General features: G+C 55.2%; 14 protein-coding genes. 10 read left to right on the forward strand and 4 right to left on the reverse strand.

Annotated elements, in window-relative coordinates; translation table 11 throughout:
• Window positions 1-30: 30 nt before the first annotated feature.
• Entirely contained in the window at window positions 31-2,874 is a 2,844-nt protein-coding gene (locus R3I13_RS10590) for an insulinase family protein (protein ID WP_346317918.1), read from the reverse strand.
• A gap of 162 nt (window positions 2,875-3,036) precedes the next feature.
• Entirely contained in the window at window positions 3,037-4,869 is a 1,833-nt protein-coding gene (locus tag R3I13_RS10595) for a sugar-binding domain-containing protein (protein WP_346317919.1), read from the reverse strand.
• An 87-nt stretch (window positions 4,870-4,956) separates the two neighbouring features.
• On the opposite strand from R3I13_RS10595, the gene R3I13_RS10600 reads away from it, so the two are divergent.
• The 3 genes from R3I13_RS10600 (at window position 4,957) to R3I13_RS10610 (ending at window position 6,729) form a co-directional block, all read left to right on the forward strand.
• Window positions 4,957-5,643 (forward strand): DUF1080 domain-containing protein, encoded by a 687-nt coding sequence (locus tag R3I13_RS10600; protein ID WP_346317920.1) that lies wholly within the window; start codon window positions 4,957-4,959, stop codon window positions 5,641-5,643.
• Window positions 5,644-5,737: 94 nt separating this feature from the next.
• Window positions 5,738-6,208, forward strand: a complete 471-nt coding sequence (locus R3I13_RS10605; protein ID WP_346317921.1) for a sigma-70 family RNA polymerase sigma factor — start codon at window positions 5,738-5,740, stop codon at window positions 6,206-6,208.
• A complete protein-coding gene (locus R3I13_RS10610; protein WP_346317922.1) occupies window positions 6,196-6,729 on the forward strand; it encodes a hypothetical protein in 534 nt (177 codons plus the stop codon). The genes R3I13_RS10605 and R3I13_RS10610 overlap by 13 nt, the downstream gene beginning before the upstream one ends.
• A gap of 361 nt (window positions 6,730-7,090) precedes the next feature.
• Here the strand turns inward: R3I13_RS10610 and R3I13_RS10615 are convergent, their stop codons facing one another.
• A complete protein-coding gene (locus tag R3I13_RS10615) occupies window positions 7,091-7,546 on the reverse strand; it encodes a YhcH/YjgK/YiaL family protein (protein WP_346317923.1) in 456 nt (151 codons plus the stop codon).
• A 55-nt stretch (window positions 7,547-7,601) separates the two neighbouring features.
• Window positions 7,602-8,486, reverse strand: coding sequence for an AraC family transcriptional regulator (locus tag R3I13_RS10620; RefSeq protein ID WP_346317924.1), 885 nt, complete (start codon window positions 8,484-8,486; stop codon window positions 7,602-7,604).
• Between the two features lie 182 nt (window positions 8,487-8,668).
• Between R3I13_RS10620 and R3I13_RS10625 the strand changes: the two genes are divergently transcribed.
• The 7 genes from R3I13_RS10625 to R3I13_RS10655 are packed head-to-tail and all read left to right on the forward strand — an operon-like array spanning window position 8,669 to window position 23,135.
• On the forward strand, window positions 8,669-11,788 hold the full coding sequence (locus R3I13_RS10625; RefSeq protein ID WP_346317925.1) for a SusC/RagA family TonB-linked outer membrane protein: 3,120 nt from the start codon (window positions 8,669-8,671) through the stop codon (window positions 11,786-11,788).
• A 19-nt stretch (window positions 11,789-11,807) separates the two neighbouring features.
• The gene (locus R3I13_RS10630; RefSeq protein WP_346317926.1) at window positions 11,808-13,385 is read left to right on the forward strand and encodes a RagB/SusD family nutrient uptake outer membrane protein; all 1,578 of its coding nucleotides are present in this window, start codon (window positions 11,808-11,810) and stop codon (window positions 13,383-13,385) included.
• Between the two features lie 10 nt (window positions 13,386-13,395).
• Window positions 13,396-15,012, forward strand: coding sequence for a glycoside hydrolase (locus R3I13_RS10635; protein ID WP_346317927.1), 1,617 nt, complete (start codon window positions 13,396-13,398; stop codon window positions 15,010-15,012).
• A gap of 9 nt (window positions 15,013-15,021) precedes the next feature.
• Complete coding sequence (locus R3I13_RS10640; protein WP_346317928.1) at window positions 15,022-15,708, forward strand: SGNH/GDSL hydrolase family protein; 687 nt, start codon at window positions 15,022-15,024, stop codon at window positions 15,706-15,708.
• Window positions 15,709-15,719: 11 nt separating this feature from the next.
• The gene (locus R3I13_RS10645; RefSeq protein ID WP_346317929.1) at window positions 15,720-17,057 is read left to right on the forward strand and encodes a sugar porter family MFS transporter; all 1,338 of its coding nucleotides are present in this window, start codon (window positions 15,720-15,722) and stop codon (window positions 17,055-17,057) included.
• Window positions 17,058-17,068: 11 nt separating this feature from the next.
• Entirely contained in the window at window positions 17,069-20,419 is a 3,351-nt protein-coding gene (locus R3I13_RS10650) for a DUF5107 domain-containing protein (protein WP_346317930.1), read from the forward strand.
• Window positions 20,420-20,423: 4 nt separating this feature from the next.
• Window positions 20,424-23,135, forward strand: a complete 2,712-nt coding sequence (locus R3I13_RS10655; RefSeq protein WP_346317931.1) for a sugar-binding domain-containing protein — start codon at window positions 20,424-20,426, stop codon at window positions 23,133-23,135.
• The last annotated feature ends 86 nt before the right edge of the window (window positions 23,136-23,221 follow it).

Below are 23,221 nucleotides of genomic sequence, written 5' to 3' on the forward strand. Positions count from 1 at the left end.
AGCCCTTTCACACAGCTTTCGCCGGCGGAATTATTTTTCAGGCACCAGCACTGCTTTGAAGTAGCTGGCGTTGCTGAGGTATTTGTTCGCGGTCTCTTTCACGCTTTCAGGCGTTACTTTTTCCAGGCGCTCGTTCTGTTTGAGGATGCTCAGCGGGTCTTCGCTGGTCTTGAACTTGCCGGTGAGATAGTTCAGCCAGAAGCTATTTTCACGCAGGCTCACTTCCATGGCCCTCCTGCTTTCTGCCTTGAATTTCTCCACGTCTACCGCTGTGGCGCCTTCTTTTTTGATCTTTTCGATCTCATCCAGCGTAGCGTTCACCAGCTTGTCCACGTTCGCGGAAGCGCAGCTGAACGAAATGGTGAGGCTGTAGTTGGCATATGGCTGCTTGTCGTAACCGATGCCTACATTCGGGCTGTACACGCCGCTTTCTTTTTCACGCAGGCGCTCCAGCACCTTGAATTCCAGGATATCGCTGAGGGCACTGAGCTGCATATTGGTCTGCGGCGCAAAATCGTAAGTGCCATAGAAGAAAAGTTTCACCTGCGCTTTGTCTTCAATGCCTTTTTTCACGATGCGGGTGATGTTGCCCGTCTGCGGCCTGATACCGCGGTCCACATACTTGCTGCCGCTGTTGGTGGAAGGCAGGCCGCCGAGGTAGGTTTCCAGCAACGGGGTGATCTGCGCTACATCAAAGTTGCCAACGAATACGAAGACCTGGCCGGTGGCGTCTGCAAAACGGCTTTTGTAGAATTCGAGGGAACGGTCCAGGCTAACCTGGTCGAGTTCGGCCAGCGTGGGTTTCCTTTCGCGGAGGCTGTTGGAAGATAATACAGCGGTGATGGTGTCTCCGAATACATTATCCGGCGCATCGTCTGCATTCTGGAGGTATACTTTAAAGTCCTCCATATTCTGTTTGAACACCACCGGGTCTTTGCGGGGATTGGTGGCGTAGGCGTACACCAGCTGCAGGGCCGTTTCGAGGTCTTTCGGCGATGCGCTGCCGCTGTAACCTTCGTACAGGTCGCCCAGGTAAGCGGATGCCGCGGCAGTGGTGCCGGCCATCATTTTACGCAGCTGCGTTACGTCAAATTCGCCGATGCCGTCGCCGGGGATGTTGCCTGCATAGTTGGTCGCCATGTAATCCTTATCGTCTACCAGCGAAGTGCCGCCGGGGCGGAAGGAAGAGAACAGGATCTGGTCGTTCTTGAAATCCGTGGGCTTCAGGTACACGGTTACACCGTTGCTCAGTGTGAGCTTTGTAACGCCGATCCCTTCGATCTTCTCTGTACCTGTTACTTTACCGGGCGTGGGTTTCTTTTCCAGCAGCGGTTTTTTCACGGTATTGTCCACATAAGCGGTAAGACCTTTACCGGCATTGCGCAGGCTTTCCAGCAGTTGCGCGCTGGTGGGGATCTTGTCTTTATCTTTCTCAGGAGCCTGCACCATTACGGTCAGGTTCTCGTTTGCCAGCATTTTCTTCGCGGCTTTATTCACATCGTCCAGCGTGATCTCGTCCAGGAATTTTTTAGTGAGGTTGTAACGCACGTCGGTGCTGATGATGGGCGAGCCGGACAAAAAGTTTTTCAGGTAAGCCTGCACGAAGCTGGCGGAAGGTATCTTGTCTTTCTCCCTGTAAGCCTTTTCGTTGGCGGCTTCCGTGTTCTTTTTAACTACTTCCAGTTCTGATGCGGTAAAGCCGAACTGCGCCATGCGCTCTGCTTCAGCCATTACGCCGGCCAGCCCTTTACCCAGCTCCTGCGCATCTTTGGTAACCGCTACAACAGAGAGCGCATTCAGGTTTTCTATCATGCCGCCCTGCCAGGGGCCGTAGCTCAGCTGCCCTTCCACGAAAGGCGCAGTGCCTTTTTGTTTCAGCTCCACCATGCGCGCGCCGATCATGGAGTTGATCATACCCACGATCATGCTGCTTTTGTAATCGGCAGTGGTGCGGGTGGGTTTGGCATGATGGCGGTAAGTGGCGAACACCACGTTGTAGGGGAATTCTTTATCAGTGATGATCTTCACAACCGGCTCCTTGTTGTCTGGCAGGCCGTAGGTCTGGTGCGGCTTGGGATTGGCAGGATTCTTCAGCCCGCTGAAGTTCTCCTTGATCATCGCCTCCACGGCGGCCACATCAAAATCACCCACCGCGATCACGGATTGCAGGTTGGGGCGGTACCAGTCTTTATAGAACTGTTTGATCTCTTCATGTTTGAAATTCTGGATGATATCCAGCTTGCCGATGGGAATACGTTCCGCGTAACGGGAGCCATACAGGAGCACCGGCAGGGCTTCCTTCTGCATGCGCGACTGCGCATTTTTTCCGCGCTGGCGCTCTTCTTCAACGATGATGCCTCTTTCTTCGTCGATGTCCGTATTGTCCATGTTCACATGTCCCGCCCAGTTGGCCAGTATCTTAAAAGCGTTTTTGAACAGCGCCGCACTGTCTGTAGGAATGGGCAGCTGGTAAACGGTCTGGTCGAAACCGGTATACGCATTCAGGTCCGCCCCGAACTTCACGCCCGCCTTCTGGAGGTAGTTGATCAGCTCATTTTTGGGAAAATCCTTCGTGCCGTTGAAGGCCATGTGCTCCGTGAAGTGTGCCAGCCCCTGCTGTGCATCGGTTTCCATGAGGGAGCCTGCTTTGAGGGCCATATACAATACGGCGCGGTTGCGGGGCTCCACGTTCCGGCGGATATAATAAGTAAGCCCGTTGGCCAGTTTCCCGATCTTCACATCCGGGTCTGCGGGAAACTTCTCCCCCGGTGCCGCTTTTGCCACTGCCTGTTTGGGCTGTGCAAATGCAGGGTTCTCTATCAGGGAAAAGACGCTCGCGGCTGCAAGCGCCAGTAACAGAAAATTGCGTTTCATAAAAAGTTATCCAGTTTGGTTGGTTGGGGCTAAATATACTGACATTCATCCATTCCGCCCGCGCGTTGTTACACGACCGGTATGAATCGGATGGCGGAAGGAGATGCAAACATGTGGGTAAGCCCGTTAAAAACAGAGGGGAAGCTTCGCTTCCCCTCAAAATCATGGCATATTAACCAGCCCCGCATGATACAGCTTCTCATGCACCCGGCTGAAAGACGCTACCGGGTTCTTGAACACCTTGCGGTCATAGGTCAAGAGCCCGTTCGTTTCCACTTCCACGTCTGTGGTTTGGGTATATACGGCGGCGGAAAGGCCTGATCTGATCAGGTTTTCCAGTTTGATCATGTATTCTCCGTAGCGGGTGAACAGTTCCTGCGCGGTTTTGAAGGTCTGGTAGCCCCAGTTGTCCTTTTGCTGCCACACATGCCCGTCTACCGGGAGGCCCAGCCCGCCGAACTCGCCCAGCACGATCGCCTGGTCGGTTTTGCCGTAGATCTCGGGGTCGGGCATGGCGGGATCGGGATAGTTATGCAGGTCTATCATGTGGCCGGTATGTACAAAGTTGCCGCCGCTGGCGCTGTTCACCAGGCGGGAAGGGTCTTTTTTCATGGTCCATTCGGTGATCTCCTTTGTTTTGAACTGGCCCCAGGCCTCGTTGAAGGGCACCCAAACAACAATGGAAGGCACGTTGTGCAGCGCATCCATGATCAGGTTCCACTCTTCGCGGTAGCTGCGTTCAGACTCGGCGCTGCGCTTCTGCTCTGTGGCACGGCCAACAATGCCGGGGCGCGGCTCCCAGCGGTTGCCCAGGTCGCCGCTGGGCATGTCCTGCCAAACCAGTACCCCCAGCTTATCGCAATGATGATACCAGCGGGCAGGCTCCACCTTGATATGTTTGCGGATCATGTTAAAGCCCATGGCCTTTGTTTTCTCCACATCAAATTTCAGGGCTTCGTCTGTAGGCGCGGTATACAGCCCGTCGGGCCACCAGCCCTGGTCCAGCGGGCCGTATTGGAAAAGGAACTTATTATTGAGCAGCATCCGCTGGATGCCCAGTGCGTCTTTACCCAGGGATATCTTACGCATCGCGAAATAGCTCTGCACTTCATCTACCGCTTTGCCTTTCCGCACGATGCTCATTTTAAGGTCGTACAGGAAAGGATTGGAAGGGCTCCATAACTCGGGGTTGCTGATCTTCAAGACAGCCGTGGCGCCGGGTTCGGCTTCCGCTTCGGCTACTTTTTCACCGCCTTTCCAGGCGCTGAGCAGCACTTTGTCGCCCTGCGCGGGATTTACCACGGTGGTGGCTACTGTCAGCGTTTGTGCGTCTATATCAGGCGTTTGTTTTACGGCTGAAAGATAGGTTCCGGGCACTGTTTCGAGCCAAACGGTCTGCCAGATGCCGGTTACGGGCGTGTACCAGATACCTTCGGGCTTGCGCACCTGCTTGCCGCGGGGCTGCGGGCCTTCGTCTGTCGGGTCCCAAACCTTTACGGTCAGTTCCTGCTTTTTGCCTTTTTTGAGATAAGGGGTGATATCGAAGGAGAACGGGTCGAAGCCGCCGCGGTGCGTGCCGGCCAGCTGGCCGTTGATGTAGACGTCCGCCTGCCAGTCTACCGCCCCGAAGTGCAGCAGCGTTTTGCGGCCTTTGGCGTCCGCGGGCAGTTCGAAGATCTGCCGGTACCAGAGCAGCTGGTCTTTCCCGACGGTTTTGCCCACGCCCGAAAGCGAGGACTCTATCGCGAAAGGCACCAGTATCTTCCCCTGCCAGGCTGCGGGCGCAGTGGCATTACGGGGCGTGAGCGCATAATTCCATAAACCGTTCAGGTTCTTCCAGCTGCCGCGTACGAACTGGGGGCGCGGGTATTCGGCCAGCACTTTGGCCGTATCCAGCTGTTCCGCCCAGGGCGTGCTGATCTTTCCCGGTACGGGCTTCCATTCCTGCGCTTTCGCAACGGAGGCTGCGAACAATAAAATAAATAACTTTTTCATAGACGTTTAAAATGATATACTGTGTACATGATAAGCATGGCCTTCCGGGCCAGACAAAATAGAAAGAAAATTTTATATCTTTCATATATGAAAACATTTGTCTTTTCCGCTATGCTGCTGTGCAGCGCCACGTTATGTTCTGCGCAGGGCCGCAGTCTTTTCAACGGCAGGGACCTTACCGGCTGGCATGTGGACGTGCCCGCGATGGATAAGGACACCAGCGCCATCAACCCCTTCATTGTACGCAACGGCATGCTGGTAAGCCTTGGCACCCCCGGCGGCCACCTGATCACGGATGCATCGTATCACGACTACCGCCTGGAAGCCCAATACCGTTTTGCAGGCAAGCCGGGCAACTGCGGCGTACTGGTGCATGCCACCACTCCCCGCGTGCTGTACGGCATGTTCCCGAAATCGCTGGAAGTGCAGATGATGCATCAAAACGCCGGGGATTTCTGGTGCATCGGCGAAGATGTGACGGTAGACAGCATGGAGGTTTACCGCGGCCCGAAAGAAAAATGGGGCGTGGTAGACGGCACCACCCGCCGCGTCAGGAACCGGACGGACAATTCTGAAAAACCGCTCGGCGAATGGAACACCATGGTGATCGAATGCGTGGGGAATAAGATCATGGTGTGGGTGAACGGAGACCTGGTGAACAGCGGCTACAACATCACTACGACCAAAGGCAGCATTGCCCTGCAGGCGGAAGGCGCGGAAGTGGAGTTCCGGAAGCTGGAACTGACGCCTATCAAACATTTTACCGCTAAATAAGATAACCGTCCCGGCTGAGCCGGGATTTTTTTTTGCTTGCCGTGTAAGTTTTCCCCTTTTCCCGCAACTAACAGGGAAACGATTACTGATGATCATGGACGAAAGGCAATTTCTGCAACAGCTGTCTGAACACGAAGGCATTCTCTTCAAAATATGCCGCCTTTACAGGGATACGCCCGAAGACCGGGAAGACCTGTTCCAGGAGATCGTATACCAGTTGTGGAAGAGCCTTCCCGGCTATGAGGCCCGTTCAAAATTTTCCACCTGGATCTACAAAATTGCGTTGAGCACCGCCCTGGTACATTTCAGGCGCAGGCGGCCGGCCATTGTATACATGCCTGCCCTGCCCGAGGTGCCCGCGCAAATGGAAGAAAACAGGCTGCTGGAGCTGCTCGCCCCGCTGGACGCGGCGGATAAGGCGCTGATGGCCCTCTACCTGGAAGACCTGAGCTATGCCGAAATAGCTGAGATCACCGGTATCACCGAAAACAATGTTGGCGTGCGTCTCAACAGGATACGCGCCAGGATCAAAAAACACGTAAACTCAACATCATGGAAGAATTAAAAGCCGCATGGCAAAACATGGGCGCAGGGCAGCACAAAAGTCCTGAAGACCTGAAACAATACCTCCGCAAGCTGCCCGTGCGCCGCAGCGTACTGTTCCAGATGATACTGGAAACCGCCGCGCTCACACTGTTCCTCGTTTTTTACTACGACGCGTTCGACGGGGATAAAAAACCGCTGTACCTGAACCTGCTGCTGGCCGGGGCTGTAGGCTTCGTGATACTGCACAACCTTACCGGCATTGCGCAGGCGATGAATGTGCTGAAAGGGAAAAACCTCCGTGATGTGCTTTCCGGGTATGCTTCCCGGCTGAAGATTTTCGCGGCCATTTCGGTGGCCAGCCGGGCGGGCATGTACATCTGCCTGCTGCTTTTCTTTACGTGGGCGGTGGAGCTGAATACATTCAAAGTATGGGTACTGATTGGCGCGGCGCTCGTCTTTCTCGGCCAGATGCTGCTGCTGGTAAGGGTTTGGCTGAAGAGGATCGCAGCCGCTGATCCTGACCGCTTCGCCGGGGAATAAAAAAAACCTTCCTGTGAATACAGGAAGGTGTTGACCGGAACATGCCGGTGAGGAAATGTCAATGTATGCATACACCCGGGAAATATGAATAAATGGAGAGTAATTGTTGTCAGATCATTGAGGGCCCGGATGTAACGGCCATGCATAAACGTTTGTTGGCGGAAAGAGCCACTCAGGGCGGCAAAAGAATAACTTATTCGTTAATAAGATGACATCCTGAGCTATGGAGAAATGTTCTGAGTCCCGAATATACTTCAACAAACAGGTATTCCGGCGTTAAACGCTTGTTAAGTAATGCAAAGCGGGCTGCAACTTTTGGTAACAGCCCGCTTTTATTTTGCGAAAAAATTCGTCCCGTCCGTTAATTCACGCTCACCTTCATCACCACCTTTTTCACCTGCTCAGGCCCGTCTGCCCGCAGGTTGGGCATGTGGAGGTCTGTAGGGAAAAAGATAGCGAAATAACCCGCTTCGAGGCGGGAGAAAAAAGAAGGTCTTTCAGCAAACAGCATATAGTCGGACGCTTCATCGTAAGCCTTGCTGGGCTTTTTTTCCAGCATGAAGTCGTGCCCGATCAGTTCTTTCCCTTTATGGATATATTGCACGTCAATATATTTTTTGTGGGATTCCATCTGCTCCCCTGCCGGGTCGATGGTTTCATATTCATTCACGATCGCGATGATGTCTGTTCCATCCACTTCATATTTCCCTTTTTCCAGCTTGGAAAAGTCCGTTTGGGCCAGGTACTCGAAGGTTTTAATGAATTTGGGCCCAAGACCATAGTAGAGCGCCGCATTATCCAATGTATCAATGATCATAATAAAAAATTAATCGGGGAGAAATATACGGAGATTTTGAAATCTCAAAGATAATTTATGCCCCGCGCCTTGCGCGATAATGGTTAGGGCTCACGCCCATGAGCTTGTTGAACATGCGGGAGAAATAATACGGGTCTGCCATTCCCAGCTTATAGGCGATCTCTTTTACCCGCATATCCGTGAAGATCAGGTACTGGCAGGCCTTCTGGATCTTCAGGTGATTAAAATATTCCATCGGCGAAAAACCAGTCCGCTTGCGGAAAATATAAGAATAATGCGAAGTGGAAAGATTCACCGCCTGCGCCAGCCCCTGTAAAGTGAGCGCCTGCGCCAGCTGCTCCTGCATATAGCTGATAGACAGCTCCACGGCGTCTTTCCGGCGGTTCTTTTCGGAAAGGCTGAACTGGTCGTCGTACAGGAAAGACGACAGGAAATGCCAGAGGCACATGTTTGCATAACACAGGTTATCACTGCCATACCCCCTTTCCAGGCTTGCATACATATCCTCGAACAGCGCTATCCGCTTCTGCTGGAAGGTAATGCTGCCCATATGCCCGCCATGCCTGCGTATCATCGCCCCGGTGATCTCTTTGGCCATCGGGCCTTTGAAGTGCGTCCAGTAGATGGTCCAGGAATCATTTCCGTCCGCGGCATAGCTGTGCGCGCTGCCCGCGGGAATGATCACGAAAGAATCCGGCTGCAGCAGGTACTTCTTCTTCCCTACCTGCGCCTGGCCCTTGCCTTCGCGGCAATAGATGAGAATATGCTGGTCGATGCCATGCAACCGCTGCCGGAAGTGATACTTCGCTTTCGGGTAATAACCGATGTCCGTAATATATGCCCCGCCGATGACGGGGTCGCCGGCGCAGGCTTCCGCCACGATCTTCCTCGGCAGGATAACGGCGCGCTGGCCTTCGAAACCTTCTTTTTTGCGGATCATGCCCAAATGTAATGAATAATAAAAAAATCCATGAATCCCTGCTACAGATCAAAGTTACCTGTGTACAAAATACATCATACCGTAAGATAATCCATCATATCCGTAATTATGACTATTGAACCGGCGGCGCGGATGTACAATATTTGTAACAATTCTTTCCACGGCGTTAAAAACGTAATGTTATGAAAAAACGACTACTGCTCTTATGGGCATTCCTCCTATGCCTGTACCAGCTTTCTTTTTCGCAGGGCTCCGCTGTCACCGGTAAAATTTCCGGGCCGGACGGGTCCCCGCTTTCCAACGTATCAGTGCAAATAAAAGGCACTTCAACCGGCGCCATCACCAACGCCCAGGGCGTCTTTTCCCTGCAGGCCGCTACCGACGCCACACTCCTCGTTTCCTCCATCGGCTTCCTGCCGCAGGAAGTGGCCCTGAAAGGCCGTTCATTCATTGCATTAACCCTCGAAACGGACAACAAAACACTGAACGACGTAGTGGTGATCGGCTACCAGAGCACCGCACGCAAAAATGTGACCACTTCCATCTCCTCCGTTTCCTCTAAAGATATTGAACCCTATACCACCGGCACGGTAGCCACCTCCATACAGGGCAAACTGGCCGGCGTGCAGATCATGGCGGCAGACGGCAGCGTGGGTTCCCAACCCCGCATCCTCGTGCGCGGGCTGAGCAGCATCACCGGCAACACCAATCCCCTCGTGATCGTAGACGGGATGGAAACAGGCTACAACTTCATGAACACGATCAACCCGCTGGACATCCAGAGCATCGACGTATTAAAGGACGCTTCCGCAGCCTCCATCTATGGCGCACGTTCCGGCCAGGGCGTTATACTCATCACCACCAAAAAAGGAAAGGGCGCGCCGGCCATCAATTTCTCCGCCACCTATGGCATCACACAGTCGCCCGGCGTAAAGCTGGCCAGCGCGCAGGAATACGCCGGACTGATGAACCAGATCGCCACCAAAAGCGGCGCCACGCTGCCTTTCCCGGACCCGAACAGTCTCAGCAACACCAATTACTGGGATGAGACCTTCGGCCAGGGCAACCGCCAGAACTACAACCTGAGCATCGCCGGCGGCAACAACGGCCTTTCTGTGTTCGGCAGTCTTGGCTACTATTCCGAAGATTCGTACGCCGGCAAAGCAGCGGGACAGTGGAAAAAGATCACCGGCAGGCTGAATGTAGATTGGGAAGTGAATAAGGTTATCAAGACCGGCATCAACATTGCGCCGCGTTACGAGAACTATCCCTTTGCGCCGCTGAACCTTACCTGGAACGCCTTTGCGATGGACCCCACCGTGGCGCCCTTCCGCAGCGAAGCGGATGTGATCAGTTCGCTTCCGCCGCTCACCGGCGTGTTCGCCGATTTTATGACGGCGTTCAATCCCTATTACAGCACACCTGGCAGGTCGCTGTTTAACGGGCTGATCAACCCTGAATTCAACAAACGCACCAACTTCGATAAAAGAGAATATTTCGGCGGGCAGTTCAGCACTTACCTGGAGATCAAACCGATGAAAGGCCTCGTGCTGAAATCCGTGCTGGACGCCACGGCCAACTTCGCGCAGCTGAACAACTACAGCCCGAAATATTATTTCGCCACCAACAGCTACAACGCCAGGACCGCCGTATCATCCAACACCAACCAGAACAGCCGCATTAAGATCACTAACACGATCGACTACACGCTGCCGCTGCCGGCGGATCATTCGGTGAACGTGCTGCTGGGCCACAGCTACGACAGCTATTCCGTGAAAGGTACCACCGCCGCGCGGGAGAACGTACCGTTCGACAGCGAGCCTTACCGCTACATCACCTCGGGCAACCTCGTAACCGGCAATGGCGGTTCTTACCAGCCCGGGGCCGCACCTTTCGGCAAAATGCTTTCCTTCTTCGGATCGCTGCGCTACAACTACAAAGAGAAATATTACATCAACGGTTCCATGCGCGCAGACGCATCCAGCCTGGTGAACCCGCTCTACCGCTGGGGTTATTTCCCCTCCGTGTCCGGCGCATGGGTGGTATCGCAGGAAGATTTCTTTGATGCGCTCAAAGACCATGTGAGCTTCCTGAAACTCAGGGCCAGCTGGGGCCAGAGCGGCGGCAATCTGCCCGGCAGCGTAGGCGAATACATGTCTTATGTAAACATGACCACCTACGTGGACGCGACCGGCAAAGTGATCAACGGCTACGCACCCAGCTCCATCAGCAACCCGGAACTGAAATGGGAAGTGCAGCAGGATTTCACCGTAGGTCTTGATGCAGCGCTGTTCAATGACCGGCTGAATATTTCCGTGGACCGCTACACACGCAACCCGAAGAACCTGCTGCTGCCGGTACGGGTAGACTTTGCCCTTGGTTACCCGCAGGGATATATCGCCACACAATACGCCAACGTGGGGGAAATGACGACCAAAGGCTGGGATGTGTCCCTCGGTTATAAAGACAACATCAGCCGCAAGCTGAGCTATGGCGTGAACCTCACGCTCACGCAGTTCAAGAGCAACGTGGACTATCTCTCCAGCTCCGACCCGATCCTGGGCGGGGAGAACAATGAAGTGATCAGCACCTTCCGCTCCCGCACCACCGTGGGCCATGCGCCCGGTTCCTGGTGGGGCTTTATTGTAGACGGCGTGTTCCAGACCAACGAAGAAGCCAGCGGCTACGTGAATAAGAACGGCGAAAGGCTGCAGCCGCAGGCCATTGCAGGCGACCTCAAATTCCGCGATTTCAATGGCGACGGCAAGATCGACAACAGCGACATGTCTGACCTCGGTTCGCCCTATCCCAAGTTCTCCGCCGGCCTTGCGATCACCCTCGCTTACGGCAACTTCGATTTCAGGACCGAGCTGTATGGTGTATTCGGGCAGCAGAACTTCAACCAATACCGCAGGAACATGATTGCGGGCAGCAATTACAATTTCATCTCCGGTTTCCAGGACCAGTACTGGAACGGACCGGGCACGAGCAACAGCTTCCCCGAGCTGCGCAAAACCGATTTAAATGGCAACTTCACGAAGATGTCCACCTTCTTCCTCGAAAAAGGAACCTTCGTAAGGGCCAACCTGATGCAGCTGGGCTACAAAATTCCCAACGGGCTGATCAAAGGCGTGAAGAACCTGCGCGTGTATGCCTCCGCCCAGAACCTGTTCACCATCAGCAATTATTCAGGCCTGAACCCGGATATTCCCTGGTACTCCACCGTTTCGTACGCGGGCATGGACAATTACCAGATGGTACCGCCGCGCGTGTATACGTTCGGGTTAAACCTTGCTTTATAAACTCATTCAATTCATGCACATGAAACATCTTTTTCCATATATCCTCGGCGGCGCAATGCTGGTGACGGCGGCGGGCTGCAGCCAGCTTGACCAGGCGCCTTACGGCTCCGCCGTCGTAGAAGACCAGTATTACACCAACCTGGACCAGTGCAACACTTCCACCATGGTAGCCTACCGCTACATCAACTACAGCTCCTGGTGGGAAATACTCAACTGGCGTTACCTCGCCGGCGAAGCCGCCTCAGACAACGGCTGGGTGGGCAATACCTACCAGTCGCATGTTACCTACGACGCCGTGGCCCACTTCACTCTCGACGCAGGCAATGACCGCAACGAGGCCCAATGGGTGGACCTCTATAAAAGCATTGGCCGCTTCAACAGTACCATTGCCGGCATTACCGGCGCGCCTATTCCCGACGCCAGCAAGAAGCAGTTCATTGCCGAGCTGAAATTCCTGCGCGCCTGGTGTTATTTCGATCTTATCCGCAACTGGGGGCCCGTGCCGCTGGTGCTGGAGATATACCCGCCAGACACCCACCTGCCGCGCTCTTCCGTGCAGGACGTTTACAACCAGATAGACAAAGACCTGAATGAATGCATTGCCACGCTGCCTAAAAAAGGCGCTTACCCGCAGGCAGACCGCTTCCGCGCATCCCGCGGGGCCGCGCTCACTTTGCTGGCCAAGGCAAGCCTGTACATGGAAAACTGGGCTAAAGCGGAATCACTCGCCAAGATGGTGATAGACGAAGGCGATTACAATCTCGAAGCACAATTCTCCACTCTCTGGCAGTACACTTACAAGAACGGCGTGGAATCCATTTTCGAGATACAGAACGGCTCTTCGCAGGTGCCCGCACTGCCTTACAACGAATTCCAGCGCGTGCTGAATTCACCGGGAGACGCAGGCTGGGGATACTACTCCGTTTCCAGCGACCTGGAAAATGCCTATAAATCAGAAGGCGACAGCATCCGGCTGCAATGGACCATCAACCGCCACGGCCTGCCCGTGGCCGGCGATCCCAACGCGCCTTCATTCGACGGGCGGCCTTTCCCTTCATCCAATCATTCCAAATCGGCCCGTTACAGCCGCAAGCACTATACGCCCAGGGCAGAACGCCCTGCCAACGGGCTTTCCAGCCTCAACGACAAGATACTCCGCTTTGCGGACGTGTTGCTGATCCATGCAGAGGCCTGCGCCATGCAGCAAAAGACCGGCGAAGCACTTGGCTCGCTCAAACGCGTGCGCGACAGGGTGAACCTTACCACCGATATGACGCTCACCGGCTGGAACCTCATCAATGCCGTGCGGAAAGAGCGCAGGCTTGAAATGGCCTACGAAGGCGACCGCCTCTACGATATCCGCCGCTGGAAAGACCAAAGCGGCAAACCCGTGATCAGCAGCATCATGGGGCCGCAGGGCAGCTTCGTAATCTACAACACACAGGTAAGTACCGATCCCTTCGAAACCGGGAACACTACCGAATTGCAGAACAAAGGCATCAATTTCAAAGAAAACACGCATATGCTGTGGCCAATCCCGACCAACCAGCTGCTGCTCTCCGAAGGAGCCATGCAACAAAACCCGGGGTATTTCTAAACTGACACGGATGAAGACAATTTCGATCATAAGTTTTGCTTTCCTGGCGGCCTTCTGCGGCAAAAGTTCCACCCCGGGCCCCGGCCCGGGCGGTTCTTCCTGCATCTACCTGGGTACAGACACCTGCAGGCAGAAGGCCGTACAGAAAGTGACCATACAGCTGCAGAACACGAAGCAGACCATTCACAGCTTCGGCGCGTCCGACTGCTGGACCACCAAGTACATCGGCGCCTGGGCCAATACCGCGAAAAAAGACCAGGTAGCAGATTACCTTTTCAGCATGGACACCGCGGCAGACGGTTCACCCAAAGGCATCGGCCTGTCGCTCTGGCGCTTCAACATCGGCGCGGGCAGCCGCGAGCAGGGCGCCGCCAGCAATATTGCCGACGAGTGGAGAAGAGAAGAATGTTTCCTGAATGCAGACGGTTCGTACGACTGGAGCAAACAGCAGGGCGCACAATGGTTCCTGCAGGCCGCCAAACAGCGCGGCGTGAAATACACCCTTGGCTTCTCCCTTTCCGCGCCTGTCCATTTTTCGCTGAACGGCAAAGCCTTCAACGGTTCCGGCGGCACCATGATGAACATACAGGCCGGGAAGATGGAGGCTTATGCAGACTTCCTGGCTAAGGTCACCAAACATTTCAGCTTCGACTACCTGAGCCCCGTGAACGAGCCGCAATGGGCCTGGGGCACGGCCAGCGGCGCCAACCAGGAAGGCACCCAGGCTACGAACGACCAGGTGGCTGAACTGAGCAGGCTTACCGCGCAAAAGCTGGCAGGCAGCAGCTCCCGCATCGTAGTGGGCGAAGCCGGCACGCTTGAATTCCTGTACGGCAAGAATACAGACAACCGGGGAGACCAGATCAGCCAGTTCTTCTCCCCTTCCTCAACCTATTACCTTGGCGCTTTGCCCAATGTGGCAAAGATCATTTCAGGGCACAGCTATTTCACCACCTGCCCGGACAACACGCTTATAAACACCCGCACACAGCTGCTGAGCAAGGCCCGGCAAGTGGACGCGAATCTTGAACTGTGGCAGACCGAATTTGGAATCCTCGGTGATATCTGCGGCCAGTACAAGGGTTCGCCCCGCAACACCGGCATTGAATACGGGCTGTATGTGGCAAAGGTTTTGCATCACGACCTCGTGATAGCAGGCGTTAGTTCGTGGCAGTGGTGGCTGGCTGTAAGCCCTTATAATTACAGCGATGCTTTGGTGTACATCAATGATCCCGCGGGGCAGATGAACGTGGGCAACTGCAAGACCGACGGCATCGTGCTGGACTCCAAGCAGCTCTGGGCTTTCGGCAACTTCGCCCGGTTCATCAGGCCGGGAATGAAAAGGGTGGAAACCAGTGTGGAAGGCAACAACGACCCGATCGTTGCGGCCGGCACGCTCATGATCTCCGCTTATAAGAACGAAGCGGATAAAAAGCTCGTAGTGGTGATGGTGAATCCTGAAAACAAAGAAAAATACATACAGCTCAGCGGCGTGGCCATCAGCGGCAACCGGCTGGACCAATACACGACCGACGCCAACAGCAACTGCAGGCGGTCCGTTACGGATGCAGGCAGGATAGTGATCCCCGGCAAATCCGTAGTAACCGTGAGCGGCAAATACCCATAACCGAAGCACATGAAAAAACAGTTCCTGACGGCACTCTTTATTATTTTCAGCATAACCGCCCTGCACGCGCAGGACAGCTTGTTCCTGCGGCAGGTGCGGTCTGAGCTGCGGAAGACCTGGCCCGGCAACCGCGCCATCAACCTCGTGTTCCACGGCCACTCCGTGCCCGCGGGCTACTTTGCCACGCCCGTGGTGAACACCTTGCAGGCTTACCCGCAACAAGTGCTGCAAGGCATCAAACAGCAATATCCGAATGCCGTTGTGAACGTGATCGTGACGGCTATCGGCGGGGAAAATTCAGAGAAAGGCGCCGCGCGTTTCAGCAGCACCGTGCTCATTCACAAGCCCGACGTGCTGTTCATCGACTATGCGCTGAACGACCGTGCCATCGGCCTTGATAAAGCCCGCGTCGCCACGGAACAGATGATCCGTGAAGCACAGGCGCAGCAGGTACCCGTGATACTCTTAACGCCTTCGCCGGATATTTCCACCAACTGGAAAGCGGCGGACAACCCGCTCCGCCTGCTCCGCGACCAGATCGTGGCGCTTGCGGCACAATACAAAACAGGATTGGTGAACACGTATGATATATTCCTCCAACAGGCGGATGTGAAACCGCTGATGGCGCAAAGCAACCATCCCAACGAAAAGGGGCATCGTTTGATTGCGGAAGGAATATTACATTGGTTCTTATAAAAACGTACAGCATGCAGCAAAGATTCAACCACGCATACATCATCGGCATTTCATTCATTTCAGCGCTCGGCGGCTACCTCTTCGGTTTCGACTTCGCCGTGATCTCAGGCGCGCTGCCCTTCCTTCGCACTGCATTTGCGCTGAATGCCTGGTGGGAAGGATTCCTGACGGGTTCCCTCGCACTCGGCTGCATGGCAGGCTGCCTGGCGGCAGGCGCGCTGGCAGACCGTTATGGCCGGAAGCCGGGGCTGATCCTAGCCGCGTTCATCTTCACACTGTCTTCGCTGGGCATGGCCTTTTCCAGCGGTCTTGGCATGTTCGTGGCCATGCGTTTCGCCGCAGGCATCGGCGTGGGTATGGCTTCGATACTCAGCCCGCTGTACATCGCTGAAATATCCCCTGCGCACCTGCGCGGGCGGAATGTATCCATCAACCAGCTCACCATCGTGACCGGCATACTCATTACCAACCTGGTCAATTACACCCTCGCTTCCAAAGGCGATGAGGCCTGGCGGTGGATGTTTGGCCTGGGCGCCGTGCCCAGCCTGGTGTTCCTGCTCGGCGTGTTGCTGCTCCCTGAAAGTCCGCGCTGGCTGATGGGCAAAGGCAAAACCGCGCAGGCCGAAAAAACACTGGCCCGCATCGGCGATGCCGCTTTCGTGGAAGAAACCGCCAAAGACATCCGGCGCTCCCTGCAGGGCAGCACCCTCACCAGCCTGAGAGCCGTATTCGAAAAAGCCGTAAGACCCGCCGTGGTAGTGGGTATTACACTGGCAGTATTCCAGCAGCTTTGCGGCATCAACATCGTATTCAATTACACCTCCACCATATTCGCATCCGTGGGCGCAGACCTGGACAGCCAGCTGTTCGAGACCATTTCCATCGGCATCGTGAACCTCATTTTCACCCTCGTGGCCATGTGGCAGGTGGATAAGCTGGGGAGAAGGCCGCTGATGCTCATCGGGTCGCTCGGGCTTTCCGTGGTGTACATCGTGCTGGCATTGCTGCTGCGCAACCAGGCAGATGTGAAGTTCGTTTCCTTCTTCGTGCTGCTGGCCATTGCCATGTATGCCACCTCGCTGGCGCCCGTTACCTGGGTGCTGATTTCGGAGATATTCCCCAACAAGATCAGGGGGCTGGCCTCTTCCGTCGCCATCGTTTCCCTCTGGGGCGCCTATTTCATCCTCGTATTCACTTTCCCCATACTGGCTGAAAGCCTGGGAACATATGGCCCCTTCTACCTGTATGCGGGCATCTGCTTCCTCGGTTTCCTTTTCGTGCGCAGCAAAGTGCAGGAAACAAAAGGTAAAACGCTGGAACAACTGGAGCAACATTTAATAAGACACTAAATAAACAGGCAATGAGTGATTTTTCTGTGCAGGTCTGGGAAGAAAAGATCAGCATCCCGACGTACGGCATTGGCAAACCGGATAAGAACCCCATGTTTTTCGAGAAACGGGTATACCAGGGCTCCAGCGGCGTTGTATACCCTAACCCCGTCATTGAAAAGATACTGGACGAAAAGAAAGACGAGATCTGGGATGCCGTATTCCTGGAGAACCAATACCTGAAGATCATGATCCTGCCGCAGCTGGGCGGGCGCGTGCAGATGGCGTACGACAAAGTAGGCAAAAGGCATTTCATCTATTACAACCAGGTGATAAAACCTGCGCTGGTTGGGCTTTGCGGGCCGTGGATATCCGGGGGCATAGAGTTCAACTGGCCGCAGCACCACCGCCCCAGCACCTACGAAGCAGTGGATTTCACCATCGAGGAAAATGCGGACGGCAGCAAGACCGTGTGGGTAAATGAAGTGGAGAAGATGTTCAGAACCAAAGGCATGGCGGGTTTTACGCTCTACCCCGACAAGGCCTACCTTGAAATTAAAGGCAAGCTCTACAACCGCACACCGCTCCCGCAAACCTTTCTCTGGTGGGCGAATCCCGCTGTGAAAGTGAACGATCACTACCAATCCGTGTTCCCGCCCGATGTGCATGCCGTGTTCGACCACGGCAAACGCGATGTGAGCGACTTTCCCATCGCCACCGGCGTGTATTACAAAGTGGATTACGCGCCCGGAACGGATATTTCCCGGTACAAAAATATTCCCGTCCCCACTTCGTATATGGCTATCCGTTCGGATTACGATTTCGTGGGCGGCTATGAGAACGACGCGCAGGCGGGCGTGCTGCATGTGGCCAATCATCATATTTCTCCCGGCAAAAAACAATGGACCTGGGGCCACAGCGATTTCGGGCGGGCATGGGATAAAAATCTCACCGACGAAGACGGGCCTTACATTGAACTCATGACCGGCGTTTATACCGATAATCAGCCCGATTTCAGCTGGCTGATGCCTTACGAAGAAAAGTCCTTCACACAATACTTCATGCCCTACAGGGAGCTGGGGGTGGTCAAAAATGCGACGAAAGACCTTTTGCTGTACACCTCCATGAAAGAAGGCTCGCTGGAAATAAAAATATTCGCCACCGGCGAACAGGCGATGAATACGCTGGAACTCTTTGCAGACGGGCAGTCTGTATACCGTGACATTTTTTCCGTATCGCCGCGGCAGGTATATAACCGCACCATCCCGCTGCCAGCGGGCACCAGGGAAGAATCATTACTGGTCATGGTGAACGGGAGCGACGGCAAAGAAAAGATCCGCTACCAGGCTGTTGCCAGCGGGAATACTGAAATACCCTCCCCCGCATCCGCCGCACTTCCGCCGGAAGCTGTGGAGAACAACGAACAGCTTTACCTCACCGGCCTTCACCTGGAACAATACCGTCACGCTACGTACAACGCCGCCGACTATTACGCCGAAGCCCTCCGCCGCGACCCGAAAGATGCGAGGAACAATAACGCGCTCGGTGCATGGCTTCTCCGCAGGGGACAGTTCTCCAAAGCAGAGCCCTATTTCCGGAAGGCCGTGGAAACGCTGACCCGGCGCAATCCCAATCCCTACGACGGCGAGCCGCTCTACAACCTGGGGCTTTGCCTGGAAATGCAGGGGCGTTACGAAGAAGCTTACGACCAATATTATAAAGCCGTGTGGAACAGCGCCTGGCAGGACAGCGGGTATTTTTCCCTTGCCCGCCTCAGCGCCCGCCGCGGCCGGTACGAAGAAGCGCTGGAGCAAGCCGACTGGTCGCTGGACCGCAATGCGCGCAACAACAAAGCATGGACGCTGAAAGCCGCCATCCTGCGTAAAACAGGCCGGTACAAAGAGGCCCTGGAAGTGTGCAGCAGCGGGCTCCGCCGCGACCTGTTCAATCTTTCGCTGTACTTCGAGCAACAGCTTTCGCTGGAAGCATCCGGCAATGTGAAAGCCGCCGCCCTGGCCGGCAGCACGCTGGTGCGCCTCGGCCGCGACCATGACCACAACTTCCTTGAATACGCAGGCGATTATGCCGCCGCCGGTCTGTATGAAGAAGCCATCGGTTTGCTGGGCCTGCAATCGCAGGAAAGATCGCCCATGCATTATTATTACCTGGGCTGGTTTTACCGGCAGGGCGGCCAGGCAGACGCTGCGCTGCAGTTCTTCCGGCAAGCCGCCGCTGCCGATCCTGCGCTGTGCTTCCCTAACAGGATAGAAGACATCCCCGTACTGCAACTGGCTATGGAACTGAATCCGCAGGATGCAAAGGCGCCATATTACCTCGGCTGCCTCTGGTACGATAAAAGACAATACGACGAAGCCATTGCCATGTGGGAAGAATCCCTCCGCCGCGACGGCTCCTTCCCCACCGTTCACCGCAACCTTGGCATTGCCCTGTTCAACAAACGCAATAATGCCGCGACAGCTTTGCAGCACTTCGAAAAGGCCTTTGCACTGGATACTTCAGATGCACGTGTGCTCATGGAACTGGACCAGCTGCGCAAACGCCTGAACGCCGATCCCGGGCAGCGGCTGGCTTTCCTCGAAGCGCATCCCAATGCGGTGAACTGGCGCGACGACCTCTACCTCGAAAGAGCCGCGCTGCACAACTTCCTCGGCCGCCACGAACATGCATTCGGGCTCATCATGCAACGCAGGTTCCATCCCTGGGAAGGCGGCGAAGGCAAAGTGTCAGGTCAGTATTGCTACAGTCTTACCGCCCTGGCGCGGCAGGACATTGTGCAGGGCAACTACAAAGCCGCCATCGAAAAGCTGGAGCAGGCGCGGGTATTCCCCGACTCGCTCGGCGAAGGGAAACTATATGGCGCGCAGGAGAACGATATCTTTTACTGGCTGGGCAAGGCTTACGACGGTATGAACGATACCGCCTCTGCGCAGGCATATTTCCGCAAAGCCACCGAAGGCCAGTATGAGCCTGCCGCCGCCATGTATTACAACGACCAGCCGCCGGAAAAGATATTCTACCAGGGCCTTGCCTGGGAAGCGCTTGGCCAGCAGGCCAAAGCAGCGGCCATTTTCCGCAAGCTGATCGATTACGGGGAAGCGCATGGAAACGATGAAGTGAAGATCGATTATTTCGCCGTGTCATTGCCGGACCTGCTGATATTCGAAGACGATCTCAGCCAGCGCAACGCCATTCACTGTGAATTTATGAAAGGGCTGGGTTATCTTGGCCTGAAAGAAACCGCATCCGCCGTGGCCTGCTTCCGTAAAGTGCTCGGGCAGGGCTTTCACCCGGGCGCAAAAACGCATTTAAACCTGGCCCGCGAAATGCAGGCCCCTGCCGCAGCAGGTAATGAAAAAAAATAAATACATGTTCCGCAGACTCATCATCATATTCCTTCTCAGCAGCGCCGGCGCCATGGCGCAAACCATGCCCCTCGCCGGCAGGTGGCAGTACCGGCTGGACCCGGAAGACAAAGGCGTGAAAGAACAATGGTTCAGCCAAACCTTTACCCAAACCCTGCAACTGCCCGGTACGCTGGACGATGCGGGCATCGGCGAAGCCACCGCGCTCACGCCCGATTCACTGAACAAAGAAATACTCCTGATGCTCACGCGTAAACACGCCTATACCGGGCCCGCCTGGTATGCGCGCGAGGTTACGATACCTGCATCATGGCGCAATAAAAGCATTCAACTTACGCTGGAACGCGTACTGTGGAATACCCGTGTGTGGGTGGATGGCAAGGAGTGCGGTGCGGATGAGAGCTTAATCGCCCCCCACCGTTTCTCCGCCACCACCGTTCTTACGCCCGGCAAACACTGCCTGGTGATACGCGTGGATAACCGGAAACGTTACGACATGAGCACCCGCGATATGGCGCATGCTTACACCAACGGCACACAGATCATTTGGAACGGCGTGATCGGCAAAATGCAGCTGGAAGCAAGGAACAAGATCCATATCGCGCAAACGCAGGTGTATCCTGACCTCGCCAGCCGCTCTGCCCGCGTGCGCGTGCAGGTAAAAAATGAAAGCGGCGCTGCGTCTAAAGGCCAGATCACGATCGCTGCCGAGGGCAAAACGCAAACGCTGGACGCGGAACTGCCGGAAGGCGTTTCCACGCATGAGCTTACGCTCCAGCTGGGCGCCGGAATGAAAACCTGGGATGAATTTCACCCCCACGTATACACGCTGCAAACCACATTGGCCGCAGGCAATGGCAAAGACGGCCACCGGACGGCCTTCGGGATGCGCGAAGTGACCAATAAAAATGCATTGCTGCAGGTGAACGGGAAACGCATTTTTCTCCGCGGTACGCTGGAGTGCAACATCTTCCCGCTTACCGGCCACCCGCCGATGGACCGGAAAGGCTGGCAGAAAGTGTTCAGTTCCGCTAAAGCATACGGCCTGAACCATCTGCGATTCCATTCCTGGTGCCCGCCGACTGCCGCTTTTGAGGTGGCGGATTCCATGGGCTTTTATTTGCAGGTGGAGCTGCCGTTCTGGAACAAAAATGCAGGGAAAGACGATGCCATGAATGCCTGGCTGGAATCCGAAGCAGCGCGCATCAGCAACGAATATGGCAATCACCCGTCTTTCTGCTTCTGGTCTATGGGCAACGAGCTGGAAGGCGATTTCCGGTGGCTGGAAAAGATCGTGGCCAGCCTCAAACAGTCTGACCCCCGGCATTTGTATACCACCACCACCTTCAGCTTCCAGCGCGATCATGGCAAATGGCCCGAGCCGGGCGATGATTTTTTCATCACTCAATACACCCGAAAAGGTTGGGTGCGCGGACAGGGCATTTTCAACAGTATTCCTCCTTCTTTCGCCACCGACTATACGAAAGAAACAGACAGCCTGCCTGTGCCGCTTATCACACATGAGATCGGCCAGTACTCCGTATTCCCGAACCTCGACGAGATAAAAAAATACACCGGCGTACTGGACCCGCTGAACTTCAAAGCGATCCGGAAAGATATGGAGCGCAAAGGGCTGCTGCATCTTGCCCCGCAATACCTTAAAGCCAGCGGCCGGTTTGCCGCCAATCTTTATAAAGAAGAGATCGAACGCGCGCTGAAAACCCGCAACTTCAGCGGTTTCCAGCTGCTGGACCTGCACGATTTTCCCGGCCAGGGCACTGCCCTCATCGGCATACTGGATGCTTTCTGGGACAGCAAAGGATTGGTAACGCCCGCGCAGCACCGGATGTATTGCTCTGCAATAGTCCCCCTGCTCCGTTTTGACAAAGCGGCTTATACCAACAACGAAACTTTTACCGCCACTGCGGAAGCGGCGAATTTCAGCGAAGGCGCCCTCAGCGGCGTATCGCCTGAGTGGAGCATAAAAACCAGCGCAGGCACGGTGATTGCCGCCGGTAAATTATCCGCCATACAGATACCGCTGGGGAACGGGCATACATTGGGCAACATCAGCGTGCCCTTGGATAAGATACGCGCGGCATCGGAACTGACCATCACGCTGCGCATCGGGCAGCACCACAATGAATGGCGGATATGGGTGTACCCTGAAACGCTTGCCGGGCCATCGTCTTCCGTTCATTACACCCGTTCCCTGCCGGAAGCCATGCAGTGGCTGAACGAAGGAAAAACCGTGCTGCTGAACCCGGATACCGCTTCGCTCAACGGCGTGGAAGGCCGCTTTGCGCCGGTGTTCTGGAGCCCGGTACACTTCCCTTCGCAGCCCGGCACTATGGGCATTCTCTGCGACCCGCAACATCCGGCACTGGCGGACTTCCCCACGGCTTCGTACAGCGACTGGCAATGGTGGGACCTGATCACCTCATCCAAAACCATGGTGATAGACAGCCTGCCCAACCTTACGCCCATTGTGCGGGTGATGGACAACTTCTTTAAGAACCGCAAAATGGCGAATGTGATAGAAGCCCGCGCTGGAAAAGGAAAGCTCATCTTCACCTCCCTCGACCTTTCCCGTGACCTCAGCAAACGCCCCGCTGCGCGGCAGCTGCGCTACAGCCTGGAAAAATACATGCAGGGCAGCGCCTTCAAACCCGCTGTGGTATTAACGGAGGAGCAGATAAAGGGGTTGATGAAATAAACAGAACATCTTCTCAGATACGAACAGCAGCTGCGATGATCTATGCAGCTGCTGTTTGTTTTTACAGGCTTACTCCTGTCCATGTC

It is taken from the genome of Chitinophaga sp. YIM B06452, assembly GCF_039655965.1.
Taxonomy (GTDB): domain Bacteria; phylum Bacteroidota; class Bacteroidia; order Chitinophagales; family Chitinophagaceae; genus Chitinophaga.